The organism is Cryobacterium breve (genome assembly GCF_004402375.1).
Taxonomy (GTDB): domain Bacteria; phylum Actinomycetota; class Actinomycetes; order Actinomycetales; family Microbacteriaceae; genus Cryobacterium; species Cryobacterium breve.
The window spans coordinates 211,465-228,294 of record NZ_SOGJ01000034.1 but is presented as its reverse complement, the minus strand read 5'-3'; the positions used below and the strand labels follow the sequence as shown (position 1 = coordinate 228,294).

The 16,830-nt window shown below is 67.3% G+C and carries 14 protein-coding genes; 6 read left to right on the top strand and 8 right to left on the bottom strand.

Annotation, left to right across the window (positions count from 1 at the left end; genetic code table 11):
* Positions 1-37: 37 nt before the first annotated feature.
* The 4 genes from rbfA to nusA form a co-directional block, all read right to left on the bottom strand.
* On the bottom strand, positions 38-583 hold the full coding sequence (gene rbfA / locus E3O65_RS15480; RefSeq protein WP_134364605.1) for a 30S ribosome-binding factor RbfA: 546 nt from the start codon (positions 581-583) through the stop codon (positions 38-40).
* A gap of 99 nt (positions 584-682) precedes the next feature.
* Positions 683-3,553, bottom strand: coding sequence for a translation initiation factor IF-2 (gene infB / locus E3O65_RS15475; protein WP_134364604.1), 2,871 nt, complete (start codon positions 3,551-3,553; stop codon positions 683-685).
* Between the two features lie 76 nt (positions 3,554-3,629).
* On the bottom strand, positions 3,630-3,887 hold the full coding sequence (locus E3O65_RS15470; RefSeq protein WP_134364603.1) for a YlxR family protein: 258 nt from the start codon (positions 3,885-3,887) through the stop codon (positions 3,630-3,632).
* Between the two features lie 8 nt (positions 3,888-3,895).
* A complete protein-coding gene (gene nusA, locus E3O65_RS15465) occupies positions 3,896-4,909 on the bottom strand; it encodes a transcription termination factor NusA (protein ID WP_134364602.1) in 1,014 nt (337 codons plus the stop codon).
* Between the two features lie 118 nt (positions 4,910-5,027).
* On the opposite strand from nusA, the gene E3O65_RS15460 reads away from it, so the two are divergent.
* The gene (locus tag E3O65_RS15460) at positions 5,028-5,849 is read left to right on the top strand and encodes a DUF1206 domain-containing protein (RefSeq protein ID WP_134364601.1); all 822 of its coding nucleotides are present in this window, start codon (positions 5,028-5,030) and stop codon (positions 5,847-5,849) included.
* A 110-nt stretch (positions 5,850-5,959) separates the two neighbouring features.
* Here the strand turns inward: E3O65_RS15460 and E3O65_RS15455 are convergent, their stop codons facing one another.
* Together E3O65_RS15455 and ispG are read right to left on the bottom strand one after the other, a co-directional pair.
* On the bottom strand, positions 5,960-7,711 hold the full coding sequence (locus E3O65_RS15455) for a proline--tRNA ligase (protein ID WP_134364644.1): 1,752 nt from the start codon (positions 7,709-7,711) through the stop codon (positions 5,960-5,962).
* A 195-nt stretch (positions 7,712-7,906) separates the two neighbouring features.
* Positions 7,907-9,067, bottom strand: coding sequence for a flavodoxin-dependent (E)-4-hydroxy-3-methylbut-2-enyl-diphosphate synthase (gene ispG / locus E3O65_RS15450; RefSeq protein WP_174722334.1), 1,161 nt, complete (start codon positions 9,065-9,067; stop codon positions 7,907-7,909).
* A gap of 123 nt (positions 9,068-9,190) precedes the next feature.
* On the opposite strand from ispG, the gene E3O65_RS15445 reads away from it, so the two are divergent.
* A complete protein-coding gene (locus E3O65_RS15445; protein WP_134364600.1) occupies positions 9,191-10,390 on the top strand; it encodes an acetyl-CoA C-acetyltransferase in 1,200 nt (399 codons plus the stop codon).
* Positions 10,391-10,406: 16 nt separating this feature from the next.
* On the opposite strand, the gene E3O65_RS15440 is transcribed toward E3O65_RS15445, so the two are convergent.
* Entirely contained in the window at positions 10,407-11,783 is a 1,377-nt protein-coding gene (locus tag E3O65_RS15440; RefSeq protein ID WP_166785787.1) for a M50 family metallopeptidase, read from the bottom strand.
* Positions 11,784-11,879: 96 nt separating this feature from the next.
* Here E3O65_RS15440 and E3O65_RS15435 point away from each other — a divergent pair, with 96 nt between their 5' ends.
* The 3 genes from E3O65_RS15435 to E3O65_RS15425 are packed head-to-tail and all read left to right on the top strand — an operon-like array spanning position 11,880 to position 14,594.
* Positions 11,880-13,205 carry a serine/threonine-protein kinase gene (locus tag E3O65_RS15435; protein WP_338419199.1) on the top strand — a complete coding sequence of 442 codons (1,326 nt, stop codon included), beginning with the start codon at positions 11,880-11,882 and terminating at the stop codon, positions 13,203-13,205.
* Entirely contained in the window at positions 13,205-13,639 is a 435-nt protein-coding gene (locus tag E3O65_RS15430; protein ID WP_134364598.1) for a hypothetical protein, read from the top strand. Before E3O65_RS15435 ends, E3O65_RS15430 begins: the two co-directional genes overlap by 1 nt.
* Positions 13,640-13,664: 25 nt before the next feature.
* Positions 13,665-14,594 (top strand): NAD-dependent epimerase/dehydratase family protein, encoded by a 930-nt coding sequence (locus E3O65_RS15425; protein ID WP_134364597.1) that lies wholly within the window; start codon positions 13,665-13,667, stop codon positions 14,592-14,594.
* A gap of 44 nt (positions 14,595-14,638) precedes the next feature.
* Here E3O65_RS15425 and dxr read toward each other — a convergent pair whose 3' ends face one another.
* Positions 14,639-15,721 carry a 1-deoxy-D-xylulose-5-phosphate reductoisomerase gene (gene dxr / locus E3O65_RS15420; RefSeq protein ID WP_134364596.1) on the bottom strand — a complete coding sequence of 361 codons (1,083 nt, stop codon included), beginning with the start codon at positions 15,719-15,721 and terminating at the stop codon, positions 14,639-14,641.
* A gap of 65 nt (positions 15,722-15,786) precedes the next feature.
* On the opposite strand from dxr, the gene E3O65_RS15415 reads away from it, so the two are divergent.
* Positions 15,787-16,581: a lysophospholipid acyltransferase family protein gene (locus E3O65_RS15415; protein ID WP_134364595.1), complete on the top strand. Its 795-nt coding sequence runs from the start codon at positions 15,787-15,789 to the stop codon at positions 16,579-16,581.
* Positions 16,582-16,830: the final 249 nt, after the last annotated feature.

The following is a 16,830-nucleotide window of genomic DNA, read 5'->3' as shown; positions in this document are numbered from 1 at the left end:
CCGGCCGACCGGCCACTAACCGGAGCGTGCGGCCGTTCTACTTCTGCGACTCCGTTGCGGCGGTGATATCGGCCGCAACTTCGGCGTGCTGGCCGACCGCGGGGCCATCCCCCGTTTGGTCGTCGTCGTCTTCATCATCGTCATCGTCATCGTCATCGGCGTACTCGCGCGGCTTGACATAGGGATCCTCGTCGCCGGCGTACGTGGCCGTGCGGGCCTGTTCTTCAACCTGGGTGTCGCGCTCGCGCGCCTCGCGCAGCAGGTCGTCGATCAGGGCCGCGTTCTCCGGGATTGCGTCGGCGATGAACTCGAGCGACGGCGTCAGGCGGGCAGTGATGTTCTTGCCCACCTCACTGCGCAGCATGCCGGTGGCCGCCTTCAGCGCTGCGGCACTGTCGGCCCGTTCCTCCGCGGAACCGTAGACCGTGTAGAACACCGAAGCGTGCTGCAGGTCCCCGGTCACCTTGACGTCGGTGATGGTCACAAACCCGAGCCTCGGATCGCGGAGGCCGCGTTCGAGGCGCTTGGCTACGATGACCTTGATGCGGTCGGCCATTTTCCTGGCGCGTGCCGGATCTGCCATTGTTTCACTCCTCTGTTCGAAAAACTATCGAGGGTGCGGGCCCCGCCGGGTCCCTGTAGAGGAACCTCGGCGACACCCGCACCCATCATCCGCAGGTCGTTAGACCCGCGGCTTTTCCTTCATTTCGATCGTCTCGATCTCATCACCGATCCGGATGTCGTTGAACTTGCCCAGGCCGATACCGCACTCGAAGTCCGTACGGACCTCGGTGACATCGTCCTTGAAACGACGCAGCGACTCGATGCCCAGGTTGTCGCCCACGACGACGCCGTCGCGGATGACCCGCGCCTTGGCGTTCCTCGTGATGACGCCCGACCGAACGATGACACCGGCGACGTTTCCGAACTTGGAGGAGCTGAACACCTCGCGGATCTCGGCGACACCGCTCTGCACCTCTTCGAACTCGGGCTTGAGCATTCCCTTGAGGGAGTTCTCGATGTCCTCGAGTGCGTTATAGATGACGGAGTAGAAGCGCACATCGACGCCTTCACGAGCTGCACGTTCGCGTGCCTTCGTGTCGGGACGCACGTTGAAGCCGATGATGATGGCGTTGTCGACGGTGGCGAGGTTGACATCGCTCTCCGTGACCGCACCGACACCGCGGTGGATGATGCGCAGCTGAACCGAATCGTCGACCTCGATCTTGAGCAGCGACTCTTCCAAGGCTTCGACAGCACCGGATACGTCACCCTTGATGATGAGGTTGAGCGACTCGACCTTGCCCTCTTCGAGTGCACGGGTGAAGTCTTCGAGGCTGATGCGCTTGCGGGCCTTGGCCAGCAGGGCGTTGCGCTCGGCAGCTTCACGCTTCTCGGCGATCTGACGTGCCGTGCGGTCTTCCTGGATGACCAGGAAGGTGTCACCTGCACGAGGAACGCTGGAGAGACCCTGAACCTGAACTGCACGGGACGGGGTCGCGGCGAGCACGGGCACGCCGTTCTCGTCTGCCATCGCACGAACGCGGCCATAGGCCGTGCCCGCCACGATGGAGTCCCCGACGTTCAGAGTTCCCGACTGGATGAGCACGGTCGCCACGGCGCCGCGACCCTTGTCAAGACGAGCCTCGATGGCAACACCGCGAGCGTCCTTGTCCGGGTTGGCCCGCATGTCGAGACCGGCGTCCGCGGTGAGCAGTACAGCGTTCAGAACTTCCTGAATGCCGGTGCCCTGCTTCGCAGACACGTCCACGAACATGACGTCTCCACCGTATTCTTCGGCGACGAGGCCGAACTCGGTGAGCTGCTGGCGCACCTTCTGCGGGTTGGCGCCGGGCTTGTCGATCTTGTTCACCGCAACCACGATCGGCACGTTGGCGGCCTGGGCGTGGTTGAGCGCTTCAATCGTCTGAGGCATGATGCCGTCGTCCGCCGCGACCACGAGGATCGCGATGTCGGTGACCTGCGCACCACGGGCACGCATGGCGGTGAACGCCTCGTGGCCCGGCGTGTCGATGAAGGTGATGGCGCGTTCGATGCCCTCGTGCTCGGTGATGACCTGGTAGGCGCCGATGTGCTGCGTGATTCCACCGGCTTCACCCGCGGCCACCTTGGCGTTGCGAATTGCGTCGAGGAGCGCTGTCTTACCGTGGTCGACGTGACCCATGACGGTGACGACGGGGGGACGGGCGACGAGCTCTTCGTCGGTCTCGTCCTCCAGCTCCTGGTCGATGTCAATGTCGAAGCCGAGCAGAAGCTCGCGGTCTTCGTCGTCGGGCGAGACCATCTGGATCTTGTAGCCGAGCTCGGAGCCGAGCACATCGAACGTGGCCTCGTCGAGGGACTCGGTAGCCGTGGCCATTTCACCGAGGTGGAACAGCACGGTGACCAGGTTTCCGGGGCTCGCGTCGATCTTGTCGGCGAAGTCCGTGATGGACGCACCGCGGCGCAGACGCACAACGGTACCGCCATCGCCGCGGGGTACGCTCACGCCACCCAGCGACGGAGCCTCGCGCAGCTCGAACTCTGCTCTCTTCGTGCGCTTGGACTTGCGGGCCTTGTTCTTGCCGCCACCGCGACCGAAGGCACCAGCAGTTCCGCCGCCGGGGCCGCGACCACGACCACCTGCGCCGCCGCCACCGGCAGGACGCGGCGGCCCGAAGCCGGGGGCTCCGGCCGGCGCGCCACCAGGGCGCTGGAAGCCGGGGCGTGCGCCACCGGCGCCACCCGGAGCGCCACCGGGGCGCTGGAAGCCACCCGGACGCTGACCGAAACCGGTCGGACGCGGAGCCTGGCCGGGTCCACCCGGACGCGGTGCACCGGGACGAGGGGCCGCGGGGCGGGGAATGTTGCTGGGGGAAGACGTGGAGGGCGGACGCTGGCCCATGCCCTGCGCGCTGGCGAACGGGTTGTTGCCCGGACGCGGGGTGGGAGCCTTGCCCATGCCCTGGTTGCTGGCGAACGGGTTGTTGCCCGGACGAGCGGCCGGCGGCTTGGGAACGGATGCGCCGGGCTTGGCCGCGCTGGAAGCGCCACCGTCAGTCTTGGTGGCCGGGGCATCCGTCGCGGGGACGGTCTCGGTTGCGATGGCGGCAGCTGCGGCCTTCTCGGCGGCCTGAGCTTTCTCGGCGGCCTGAGCCTTCTCGGCTGCCTGAGTCTGGCGCTCGGCGACCGTCAGCGGGGCCGACGGCATCGGCGGGGCGTCAGCGGCGGGAACAACCGCTGCGGGGACCTCGGCGACGGGACGGGCGCCCGGCTTGACGGCGAGCTTGGCCGGGGACGGACGCGCGCCGCCCGGCTTCGCGGGCGTGGCCGAAGCAGCGGGGGTGGCGCCGGCCGGCGCAGCAGCCGCGGGGGCCGCGGTGCTGGAGCCATCAGCGGCAAGGGCGGCACGCAAACGACGCGCTACCGGGGGTTCAACGCTACTGGACGGTCCCTTGACGAACTCGCCCATCTCTTTCAATTTGGCAAGAGCTACCTTGCTGTCGACTCCGAGTTCGCTAGCGATCTCGTGTACGCGTGGTTTCGCAGCCACAATTCTCCTGTTCCGGGTCTGCACCCGGAAAGGGGCAGACCGTTAGTAACGGACGGGTCTCATTTCGAGCCGCTCATTAGTTATCCATAAGCCTGTTCAGCCTGTTCTCTAGTTGATTCGCGTCCAATGAACTGGTCACGCGAAGGGCACGCCCGAAAGCGTGTCGCCGCTGTGCGTCCTGGAAGCACGCGGTAGTGGGATGCAGCCACGCACCTCGCCCAGGCAGAGTGGCGGTTTCATCCACCACGAGTTCCGATTCTCGGGCTACAACCCTCAGTAACGAGGATCGCGGAGCGCGCGAACGGCATCCAATGCACGTTCTAACGGGGTCCATCGTACCCCCTATTCCGTGTCCTCCAGAATGCTGTCCGGCTGGATGTCGATTTTCGCACCCGTGAGCTTCGCCGCGAGGCGGGCATTCTGGCCTTCCTTGCCGATCGCCAGCGACAGTTGGTAGTCGGGAACGAGGGCACGGACGGCCTTGATCGACTCGTCGATCACGTAGGAACTGGTCACCTTGGCCGGCGACAGTGCGCTGGCGACGAAGGTGGCGAGGTCGGCCGAGTAGTCAACGATGTCGATCTTCTCGTTGTTGAGCTCCACCGTGACGGCACGCACGCGTTGACCGAGTTCGCCAATGCAGGCACCCTTTGCGTTGACGCCGGGTTCCGTGGCACGGACGGCCATCTTGGTGCGGTGGCCGGCTTCGCGGGCGAGCGACACGATTTCGACGACGCCGCTGGCGATCTCCGGGACCTCGAGGGCGAAGAGCCGCCGCACCAACGAGGGGTGCGTGCGGGACACGGTGATCTGCGGGCCTTTCAGGCCCTTGCCGACCGCGGTGACGTACACGCGGATGCGCTGGCCGTGCACGTAGCTCTCACTCGGCACCTGCTCTTCGGGAGGCAGAATCGCTTCGATCGTGCCCAGGTCGACGTGGATCATGCGGGGGTTCGGCCCCTGTTGGATGATCCCGGCGACGATTTCGCCCTCGCGTCCCTTGAACTCCCCGAGCACGGCGTCATCGGCCAGGTCACGCAAACGCTGGTTGATGACTTGCTTCGCCGCAAAGGCCGCGATGCGGCCGAAGTCGGTGGGGTTGTCGACAGCTTCGCCGACGACGTTGCCCTCTTCATCGTGTTCGGGCACAAAAATGTCGACGTGGCCGGTCTTGCGGTCTAGTACGACGCGCGCTTCCGGCTCTTCCTCGACGGCCTGCTTCGTGCTGGCTTCACCCTGCTGGGTGTGCTTCACGTAGGCCGTCAGAATTGCTTGCTCAATGATCTGCACGAGTTCCTCGAAGGGGATCTCTTTCTCGCGCTCCAACTGCCGCAACACGCTGAGGTCGATGTCCATGGCCGGCCTCCTCTATTCAGATCTTGCCGCCACGAAACTGCGCAGCGGGCTTGTTCTAGGGTAGCCGAATCCTCGGGACCCCGTCACCCGGACGAGGCCGCGGCGCTACGCTGGGCGGATGGCCGCCGATTCCGTCTCCGATAACGCCCAGCAGGCTGCACGCACAGCCGAGGGAAGCCGCATCTTCCAATTGCTCGCCCGGGCCGGCTATGCCACGAACGGGCTCCTGCACATCTTGATCGGCGCCATCGCGATCGGTGTGGCGAGAGGTGCGGGTGGCGGGTCGGCGGACCAGTCCGGCGCGCTCGGCCAGCTGTCAGACACCCCCGGCGGGGTCATTGCGCTGTGGGTCGCGGTCTTCGCCCTGACCGCACTCGGCCTCTGGTACCTGGTGCAGGCCTTCCTCGAGCCAACGCCGGATCCGAAGCGCAAGTGGGCCCACCGCGCGGTCCTGATCGGCAAGGGTGCGGTCTTCCTCTTCATCGCGGGAACGGCGTTCACCTTCGCGCGCGGGGCATCGTCGAGTTCGTCGGAGACCGCCAGCGACTCAACCGCAATGCTGCTGACGATTCCCGGCGGCGTTGTCCTCCTCGTCGTCGCCGGCTTGGGCGTGGTCGTCATCGGCGGCGTATTCGTCTTTCGCGGTGCCAGCCACAGGTTCACCGACGGCATCACGGTTCCTCGCGGCCCGGCCGGCACTGTGGTCGTCATCCTGGGCTCCGTGGGCTACATAGCGGAGGGCATTGCCCTGGCGGCCGTGGGCATCCTCTTCACCGTTGCCGCGTTCACCCTCGACCCGGAGAAGGCCACCGGCATGGATGGCGCCCTGAAGTCACTTGCGGAACTACCGTTCGGAGTGGCGATCCTGGTGATGGTCGGCGCGGGCCTCATCGCATACGGCCTCTACTGCCTCGCCCGGGCCCGACTCGCTCGACTTTGACCCTCACGGCGCAGCTTACGGAGTCCGGCGCACGGTAGAACGTGCGCCGGCATCCACAGGGTGCGCCGCGACCGTCTCGCGGGCGCCGGAGCTCCGAGGCCGTGCTTTGGTCAGGCGAAGCTGTCGGCCAGATCGGCGACGGCCACCTGGGTGCGCTCACCGGTGCGGCGGTCCCAGAGTTCGACGATGCCGTCGGCCGCGCCACGGCCGACGATGACGATCACGGGTATGCCGATCAGTTCCGCATCGCCGAACTTGACGCCGGGCGACACCTTGCGGCGATCGTCGTAGAGCACATCGCGGTGGGTTCCCTCGAGCATCGCGACGACGGTTCCCGCTGTTTCGAAGACGACCTCGTCGCGGCCGGTGGCGATCACATGAACGTCGAACGGGGCGACCGTCTCGGGCCAGATCAGGCCCTTCGGGTCGTTGTTCAGCTCGGCTATGGTGGCGAGGATGCGGGTCACGCCGATTCCGTAGGAACCCATCGTCACGGTGACGAGCTTGCCGTTCTCATCGAGCACCTTGAGGCCGAGCGCCTCGGCGTACTTGCGGCCGAGCTGGAAGACATGGCCGATCTCCATGCCACGGGCGAGTTCCACCGGACCGGATCCGTCCGGAGCCGGGTCACCGGCCCGCACCTCGGCGGCCTCGATGGCGCCGTCGGGGGCGAAGTCACGGCCGGCGACGAGCCCGAAGACATGGCGGCCGGTCTCGTTCGCACCGGTGATCCACTCGGTGCCCTCGACGACGCGAGGATCCACCAGAAAACGGATGCCGGTGGCAGACTTCTCGCCGAGCACCGCTCCGTTGCCGGACCAAGGGCCGATGTAGCCCTTGACCAGCCCGGGGAACTTGACAAAGTCGGTTTCGTTCGCGGCCTCGACCTCAGCGGGGGCGACGGCGACCTCGACGCGCTTGAGGTCCACCTCGCGGTCACCGGGAAGGCCGATGACGAGGATCTCCCGCGTGCCGTCGGGCTGGATGAGCGCGAGGACGACGTTCTTGAGCGTGTCCGCGCCGGTCCAGGCGCGACCGTCGGGGCGCGGGTGGTCGCTGTTGGCCCGGTCGACCAGTGTCTGGATGGTGGGGGTGTCCGGGGTGTCGAAGACCTCGGCAGCCGGGAAGCCCGCCCAGTCGATCGACGCCGGCACGACAGTGCGGAACGCCTCGACGTTGGCCGCATAGCCGCCGGCCGAACGCACAAATGTGTCCTCGCCGACAGAGGTCGGGTGCAGGAACTCTTCGCTCCTGGAACCGCCCATCGCGCCGGCATCCGCCTGCACGATGACGTATTCGAGGCCCAGCCGGGTGAAGATGCGCTCGTAGGCGTCACGCTGGGCCCGGTAGCTCTGGTCGAGGCCGACATCCGTGTAGTCGAAGGAGTAGGCGTCCTTCATCGTGAATTCGCGGCCCCGCAGCAGCCCGCCGCGGGACCGGGCCTCGTCGCGGTACTTGTCCTGGATCTGGAAGATCGACAGGGGCAGATCCTTGTAGGAGCTGTAGAGGTCCTTCACGAGAAGCGTGAAGACCTCTTCGTGGGTGGGCGCGAGGAGCATGTCGCTGCCCTTGCGGTCCTTGAGCCGGAAGAGGCCGTCGCCGTACTCGTCCCATCGGCCCGTGATCTCATAGGGCTCGCGCGGCAGCAGGGCCGGGAAGTGCACCTCGAAGGCGCCGGCCGCAGCCATCTCCTCGCGCACGATCGTTTCGATCTTGGCCTTGACGCGCAGGCCGATCGGGAGCCACGCGAAGATTCCAGGGGCCTGACGGCGGATGTAGCCGGCCCGCACCAGCAGACGGTGGCTGGTGACCTCGGCATCCGAGGGGTCTTCACGGAGGGTACGGAGAAAGTAGTTGGACATACGAATAGGCACGCACCTACTTTACGGCGCGCGGGCGGCGGGCGCGGCGCACCCTCGGGAAGCGCCGGTGGTGCGCCCCGAGTTCGATGGAGTCCCCAACGAATTCGACGGGGATTTCGCCGAATGGGGTTCCACAACCCTTCAAAGGGCAGTTCTACCCAAAAATCTCCGTCGAATTGGTTGGGCGGAACTCGGCTAGTTGGCGCCGACCGTCACGACGGGGGCGCCGAGAGAGTCTTCGCCAGGCGGCATTTCGGCGGCCATCCGGTTGGCCTCTTCGATCAGGGTCGCGACGATCTCGGACTCCGGCACGGTCTTGATGACCTCGCCACGCACGAAGATCTGGCCCTTGCCGTTGCCCGACGCCACACCGAGGTCGGCGTCGCGGGCCTCGCCCGGTCCGTTCACGACACAGCCCATCACGGCGACCCGGAGGGGCACGGTCATACCCTCGAGGCCGTCGGTGACGTCGTTGGCCAGCTTGTACACGTCGACCTGCGCCCGGCCGCAACTCGGGCAGGACACGATCTCGAGCTTGCGTTCGCGCAGGTTGAGCGACTGCAGAATCTGCAGTCCCACCTTGATCTCCTCCGCCGGGGGCGCGCTCAGAGACACCCGGATGGTGTCGCCGATGCCCTCGCCGAGGAGGATTCCGAACGCCGTAGCGCTCTTGATGGTGCCCTGGAACGACGGCCCGGCCTCCGTGACGCCGAGATGCAGGGGCCAGTCGCCGCGCTCGGCGAGCAGGCGGTAGGCCTTGACCATGATGACGGGGTCGTTGTGCTTGACCGAGATCTTGAAGTCGTGGAAGTCGTGTTCTTCGAACAGGCTCGCCTCCCAGACGGCGCTTTCGACGAGCGCCTCCGGGGTCGCTTTGCCGTACTTCTGCAGCAGGCTCGGCTCGAGCGAGCCTGCGTTGACGCCGATCCGGAGGGAGACGCCGGCTGCCTTGGCGGCGGCGGCGATCTTTCCGACCTGGTCGTCGAACTTGCGGATGTTGCCCGGATTGACGCGAACGGCGGCACAGCCCGCGTCGATCGCGGCGAACACGTAGCTCGGCTGGAAGTGGATGTCGGCGATGACCGGAATCTGGCTCTTCGCCGCGATGATCGGCAGCACCTCGGCGTCGTCACGGCTGGGAACGGCTACGCGCACGATGTCGCATCCGGATGCCGTCAGCTCGGCGATCTGCTGCAGGGTCGCGTTGATGTTCGTGGTCGGCGTCGTCGTCATCGATTGCACGCTGACACGCGCGTCACCGCCGACGAGCACCTTGCCGACCTTGATCTGACGCGTTTTGCGACGCGGAGCGAGTACTTCAGGTACTTTGGGCATTCCCAGGTTGATTGCAGCCACGGCGATAGCTTACGCGCCGAGGCCGGGCGAAATCTGAACGGATGCCGGGTGGCCCCACTCGGGCCGAGCCCCCGCCACGACCCGCCGCAATACCCCCGATCGGCCCGACAAAGGAGCCAGACCATGAACACCACCGCCGTGAACGACAGCGACGTCGTCATCCTCGCAGGCTCCCGCACACCGCAGGGCCGCGTGAACGGCCAACTCGCTGGCCTTACGGCCGTGCAGTTGGGAACCGCCGCCATCATCGGGGCGCTGGCCCGCGCCGAAGTGAAGCCCGAGCAAGTGGACTTCGTGCTGATGGGCCAGGTCCTACAGGCCGGCTGCGGCCAGAACCCGGCCCGGCAGAGCGCCATCGCCGCCGGCATCCCGTGGAACGTGCCGGCCATGACGCTGAACAAGGTGTGCCTCTCGGGGCTGGCCGCCGTGATCGACGCGGCCCGGCTTATCCGCCTCGGTGAGGCCGACGTCGTGGTGGCCGGCGGCCAGGAGTCGATGTCGAATGCCCCTCACCTGATGCCCGGCTCGCGCACGGGCTGGGCCTACGGCAGCGTCACCATGCTCGACCACGCCGCCCACGACGGGTTGACGGATGCCTTCGACGGCCTTTCGATGGGCCTCTCGACCGAGCAGGTCAACGGGCGTCTCGGCCTGCAACGCGTGGATCAGGACGCCGTCGCTGCCGCCTCGCACCAGCGCGCCGCCGCGGCCGCCGCCTCCGGTGTCTTCAACGACGAGATCACTCCGATCGGTATTCCGCAGCGGAAGGGCGAACCGCTGCTGGTCGCCGCCGACGAGGGGGTGCGCGCCGACAGCACCCCGGGGACGCTGAGCCGACTGCGCCCTGCCTTCGCCCCGGACGGCACCGTCACGGCCGGTAACTCCTCGCCGCTCAGCGACGGTGCGAGCGCGCTCGTGCTGTGCAGTCGCCGCTACGCCGAGGAGCACGGGCTGAGCTGGCTGGCCGTGGTGGGGGCCTCCGGCCAGGTTGCCGGGCCGGACAACTCGCTGCACTCTCAGCCGGCGAACGCGATCCACCTGGCCCTGAAACGCCAGGGCTGGACGGCCGATGAGTTGGACCTGGTGGAGATCAACGAGGCCTTCGCGGCGGTGTCGCTCGAATCGACTCGGGAGCTCGGGCTCTCTGCGGACAAGGTCAACATTCACGGCGGGGCGATCGCACTCGGACATCCGATCGGCGCCTCGGGCGGCCGCCTCGCGCTGCACGCGGCGCTCGAGCTGGCCCGGCGCGGCACCGGCAAAGCCGCCGTCGCTCTCTGCGGCGGCGGCGGCCAGGGTGAGGCGCTCCTGCTCTCCCGCTAGCGGGGACCGCCGCAAGTCAGCCGAAGATATTGATCGGCTTGACGATGTCCGCATAGATCAGCAGCAGGCTCATCGCGCCGAGTACGACCACGACGGCGAAGGTGAGCGGCATTAGTTTCGCCGTGTCGACTGGGCCCGGATCGGGGCGTTTGAACAGCTTGGCGATCTGGCGCCGCAGCCCCTCCCAGAGCGCGCCGGCGACGTGGCCGCCGTCGAGCGGCATGAGCGGCACCAGGTTGAACACGAAGAGGGCCACGTTGAGCGAGGCCAGGAGGCCGAGCATGCTCGCGATCTTGCTGTCAACCGGGATGGCGTCGATGCTCGCGATCTCGCCTGCGACACGGCCGACTCCGACGACACTGATCGGGCCGTTGGGATCGCGCTCCCCCTGGCCGAAGGCCGCGGTGGCGATGTCGATCATGCGTTGCGGCAGGTTCGCGATCATGTGCACGACAGCATTGATGTTCTCACCGACCGCGGGCAGCACCGCGGTCGCCGGCTGCGGCACGAGTTCGCGCATCGCGCCGATTCCGACGAAGCCGACCTCCTGGGTCACCGGCTCGCCGGCGGCATCCTCCTCCACCTGGCCCGCCGCATCCGTCACGTAGCGTTCGGTGAGTTTCGGGGTGATGGTCAGGGTCAGCTCGGAGCCGTCACGTTCGACGACCACGGCGAGCGGGGCGCCCGGCGATTCGCGGATGATCTCGGTGGACTGGTCCCAGCTGTCGAGGGGCGTGCCGTTCATGCTGATCAGGCGGTCGCCCGGCTTCAGGCCGGCTGCGGCGCCAGGCGCCTTCTCGTCGGCAGGATCGCAGGTCTGGCGGGTGCTCGAGGCCGGCAGCACGCACTCGGACACGCTGCCGACGGTGGTGCCGTTCTGGGCCGTTCCGAATCCCATCAGAAGAACGGTGAAGAGCACGACCGCGATCAGCAGGTTCATGGTGGGCCCGCCGAGCATGATGATCACACGCTTGAAAACGGGCAAGCGGTAGAACGCGCGGTGGTCCTCGCCCTCGCCGATGGTGTCGGCGCTGGACTGGCGGGCGTCGTCGACCATGGTTGCCATGGCGCTGGGCTTCTTCTGCTCGCCCTCCTGCACCAGCTGGTTGAAGAAACCGGTGCTGGATGCCTGCACCCTGCCTCCCTCCTTGGCCGGCGGGAACATGCCGATCATGGCGATATAGCCGCCGAGAGGGATTGCCTTCACGCCGTATTCGGTCTCGCCCTTGCGCCGGGACCACAGTGTGGGGCCGAAGCCGATCATGTACTGGGTGACCTTGACGCCGAAGAGCTTGGCGGGAAGCAGGTGCCCGATCTCGTGCAGTCCGATGGACAGGGCAAGGCCGACCACGACGATCAGAACGCCCAGAATATACAGCAGCACGGTTTCCACAGTCGTAGAGTACCCACTCCAGCCTGCGAGGGCGCTGGCCGTTCTTTATGCAAGGTGTGGTTTGCTTGACTTGACGGATCCACGAGGAGGTCCCCTCTGTCCAAGCAACCCACCGTCGGCCCCATCGGCATCAGCCTGGCCGACCGCTTTCGTATCGATGCCCTCCTCGGGACGGGCGGGATGGCATCCGTCTACCGAGCCACCGACCTGTTTCTGGGACGCACGGTCGCGGTCAAGCTGTTCCGGCTGGACACGGCCGACGACGCCGGGCCGGAGCGCCAGAGCGGCGAGGTCACGGTGCTCGCGAGCCTCAACCACTTCGCGCTGGTGACCCTGTTCGATGCCGGGACCGCCGTGATCGACGGCGTTTCGCGGACTTTCATTGTGATGGAACTCGTGGATGGCACGGACCTGCGCAGCAAGATCGCCGCCGGTGCCCTCAATCCGGATGAAGTAGCTTTCATGGGCGCCGACCTCGCCGAAGCGCTGCACTACGTCCACGCGCAGGGCATCATCCACCGTGACATCAAACCGGCGAACGTGCTGCTGGCCCCGTCGGGGTTCCCCGGCCGTGCCATGCACGCCAAGCTGGCCGACTTCGGCATCGCCCGACTCTTCGACGCGACCCGCCTCACCGCGACCGGGTCGCTGCTGGGGACGGCCGGCTACCTCAGCCCAGAGCAGGCGCTCGGAACCACGATCGGCCCGCCCAGCGACGTCTATTCGCTCGGGCTCGTGCTGCTCGAATGCCTCACCGGCGAGCGCGCCTTCTCCGGCACCGCGATCGAGTCGGCGATGGCCAGGCTGCAGCGTCAGCCGCACATCCCGGCGGGGCTGGGACAGGCGTGGGCCGACGTTCTCAGCGGCATGACCACCCGCGAGCCCGCGGATCGGCTCAGCGCCGGGGACGCGGCCGTGCAACTGCGATGCCTGGTCACCGGGGAGAGCACCGGAACCGCGATCACCGTGGCCATGGGCGCACCGGGAGCCACCGAGCAACTGGAACCCACCGCGGTGCTCGGCGCCACCGAGCAACTGGAACCCACCGCGGTGCTCGGCGCCACCGAGCGACTGGAACCCACCGCGGTGATGGCTGCCACGAGTGTCATGGCCAGTCCCGGCGCGGATGCCGCCACCGAGCTCCTGACGCCGGCTGGCGCTCCCGCCGCCGCAACCGGGCGAGCTGACGGCAACGCGCCTGCACGTTCTCCGGGCAGCGCCTCCGTGGACGCCACCACTCCCCCGTGGCGCCGCCCCCGAGTTCTGGCTCCCCTCGGCGTTCTCGTCGCTCTCATCATCCTCGCGGTCGTGGTCTTCTCGCCGCGGGCTGTCGAACCGGTCACCCCTGCCGTCACCTACCCGGCAGTCGAAGGGTCTCTCGGCACCAATCTGAAGCAGCTCCAGGAAAGCGTGAAGCCGTGATGCCCCGTGCCCGCCTGTCGATCGCGCTGGCCGCCGTCGTGCTCGTCGCATCCGCCCTGACCGGATGCTCAGGCCCTCCCCCGGATCTGCAGGAGACGACGGCAGCCCAGCTGCAGTCGGGCGTGCAAACCCTCACCACGGCGGCAGCGGCCGGCGACTTCGAAGCTGCCCAGGCCTCGCTCGAGGCGGTGCAGGCCGACCTGCTGACCGCCGCCGCGGCCGACCAGGTCAGCGCGGCCCGGGCGGCCAAGATCCAGTCCGCCCTCAACCTGGTGTCCGCCGATCTGGCCTCCGCGATCGAGGCGAGCAAGCCCGAGCCGACCGTGGCACCAGCCCCGATCCCGAGCGAGGAACCGACCTCCGTTGACAAGGGCAGCGACAAGGACAACGGTAAGTGCAAGAAGAAGGAAGACGACTGCGACGACGAAGACTGACGTCGACCGCACATCAGGAGGACTCATGCCCCAGCAGCTCGTCGTCGGTGTCGGCATGGTCGGACGCCCACTCGCCGAACGACTGGCGGCCAGGGGCGATCAGGTCACCGTAGGAACGCGCTCCGGGGCGGCGGCCCCAGGGGCTGAGCCACTCGTGCTGAATGCGAGCGACACCCAAGCCTTCGCCCGGGCGGCAACCGGCATGTCGACGATCTTCCTGTGCACCAATCCGCGATACACCGACTGGACCACGCAGTGGCCGCCGGTCATCGACGCGGCGATAGCGGCAGCATCCGTGACCGGTGCCCGCCTGGTCGTGATGGGAAACCTCTACCCGTACGGATCGCCGTCCGGGCCCATGACCGAGCATTCACCGGAGACGACCACCGAGACCAAGGGTCTCGTGCGGAAGGAAGCCTGGCACCGCGTGCGAGACTCGCACGCCCTCGGCGAGATCACGGCCGTCGAGGTGCGGGCAAGCGACTATTTCGGGCCCGGCGTCACGGGCACCGCCCATCTCGGTGACCGGTTCTTCGCCGCCATACTGAAATCGGAGACGGCGCGGGTCGTGGGCCGGCCCGGGCGGGTACACAGTTGGAGTTATCTGCCGGACATCGTCACCACCCTCGTGGCTGCCGCGGACTACCCGGGTGAGTGGGGCCGGCTCTGGCACGTGCCGAGCACCGCTGTGACCCGCGACGACATCGCCTCCCAGCTCAACCGTCGCTACGGCACGCGCGGCACGGTCGCCGCCTACCCCCAGTGGCTGCTCAGATCGCTGGGCCTTGTGAATCCGATGATGCACGAGATCTGGGCCTCGAGCTACCAGTTCCTGATGCCGTACATCATCGACTCCGCCGAGACCGAACGCGAACTCGGTGTCGTCAGGACCCCTTGGGCGGATGCCCTCGTCACCACGGCCGACAGCTACCGGGCTTCACCGCACACGGCCTGAACGGCGCTGCGTTGTCTGGGCTGTCTGGGCTGTCTGCGCTGCGCTCAGCGGGCGAGCATCTTGTCAGCCGTCGCGCGGGCCCATTCCTCGGCTCCGGCGAGCGACTGACGGGTGAGCGGGCCGTCCTGCTCATGCGTGTCGACGACACGCTGGATGGTGTCGACGATGTCAAGGAAACCGATGGCGCCGGCATGGAACGCCGCGACGGCCTGCTCGTTCGCCGCGTTGAACACCGCGGGGTAGGTGCCTCCCGCGCGCCCGACCTGCTTGGCCAGGTCGACGGCCGGGAACGCCGCCGTGTCGAGGGGCTCGAAGGTCCAGTGCTGCTGGGTGGTCCAGTCGATCGGTGCGCCGACCGCCGCGACGCGGTTCGGCCAATCCAATCCGAGCGAGATCGGCAGGCGCATGTCGGGCGGGGAGGCCTGCGCGATGGTCGATCCGTCGATGTACTCGACCATGGAGTGCACGACCGATTGGGGGTGCACGACCACGTCGATCCGCTCGTATTCCACGTCAAAGAGAAGATGCGCCTCGATCACCTCGAGGCCCTTGTTCACGAGCGTGGCCGAGTTCGTGGTGACGACGAGTCCCATGGTCCAGGTGGGGTGCGCGAGCGCCTCTGCCGGAGTGACCGTCGCCAGCTGGCCCCGCCGCCGGCCACGGAACGGGCCTCCGGATGCCGTCAGCACCAGGCGTCGCACCTCGCCGGCCGTTCCCGAACGCAAGGCCTGCGCTATGGCGGAGTGCTCGGAGTCGACGGGCACGATCTGCCCCGGCGCCGCCAGGGACTTCACCAGGTCGCCGCCCACGATCAGCGACTCCTTGTTGGCCAGGGCAAGGGTGCGACCGGCACGCAGCGCGGCCAGGGTTGGGCCGAGGCCCACGGAGCCGGTGATGCCGTTGAGCACGACGTCTGCATCGACATCCCGCACCAGCTGCTCGGCCTCGTCAGCGCCGAGTGCGGTGTGCTCCACGTCGAATTCGTCGGCCTGCGCGTCGAGCATCTCCCGGTTGCTGCCGGCCGACAGCCCGACCACCTCGAACCGGGTGGGATTGGCCTTGATCACGTCGAGGGCCTGGGTGCCGATGGAGCCGGTCGACCCGAGAATTACTACTCGTCTGCGCATTCTGCAACTGTAGGTGGCACTGCCATCTTTCGTGCCGGGGCAGGCCGTGGCGGTAGGGTCCAAGGATGACCGGTGCCAAAGAAGAACCCCAGGACGTCCCTCCCGTCGACCCGACTGTGGGGCAACCGGAGCCCACTAGACGGCCGGGTTTCGTCTACTTCCTCGGCTACGGGATCATGGCCCCGATCGCACGCCTGGTCTTCCGTCCCACCATCACCGGGCGGGAGAACATCCCCCGCACCGGCCCCGTGATCTTGGCCAGCAACCACCTGTCCTTTATCGACAGCATCGTGATTCCCCTTGTCGCGCCTCGGCGCGTGCAATTCCTCGCCAAGTCCACGTATTTCACCGGCACCGGTGTCAAGGGGTTCATCTCGCGCACCTTCTTTACCTCGATCGGCGCGGTCGGGGTCGAACGCGGCGCGGGACAGGCCGCACAGGACGCGCTCGACGCGGGCCGCAGCATCCTCGATGCGGACAGCGCCTTCGCGATCTACCCGGAGGGAACGCGCTCCCTCGATGGACGGCTGTACAAGGGCCGCACGGGCGTGGCCTGGCTCGCTCTCACCACCGGCGCCGTCGTGGTGCCGGTCGGGTTGATCGGCACTCAGGAAATCCAGCCGGTTGGTGCGAAGTTCCCCCGCATTCGCAAGGTCACGGTCACTTTCGGGGAACCCATCGACCTGAGCCGCCACGGTTCCGCGGAGTCGGGCAAGGCACGGCGCGGTGCGACCGACGAGATCATGGCCGCGATCCATGGACTGTCCCGTCAGGAACTGGCTGGGAAATACAACGAATCTCCCCCGGCCGGAACGCTGCAGAAGATCGCCGACAAGGTCTTCCCGCGCGAACGCGTCTAGCGCACCGTCTGTCCAACGGGTGGCGCTGACGGTCCTGGAGGGTCAGGTCTGACCGGACCGAGTGGCTCCGCTCCTCACGACGGAGCCGGTGCCCGGCGTCGATCAAATTCGACGGAGATTTTCGGTGATAGCGCCCGTTATTGCGAGTTTTGAGCCGTCTAGGCCAGAATCTTCGTCGAATCCGTTCGAGGCGAGGGACTCAAGGCTCGGGACTCGGGACTCGGGACGGAGGAACGAATTGGGCCACGC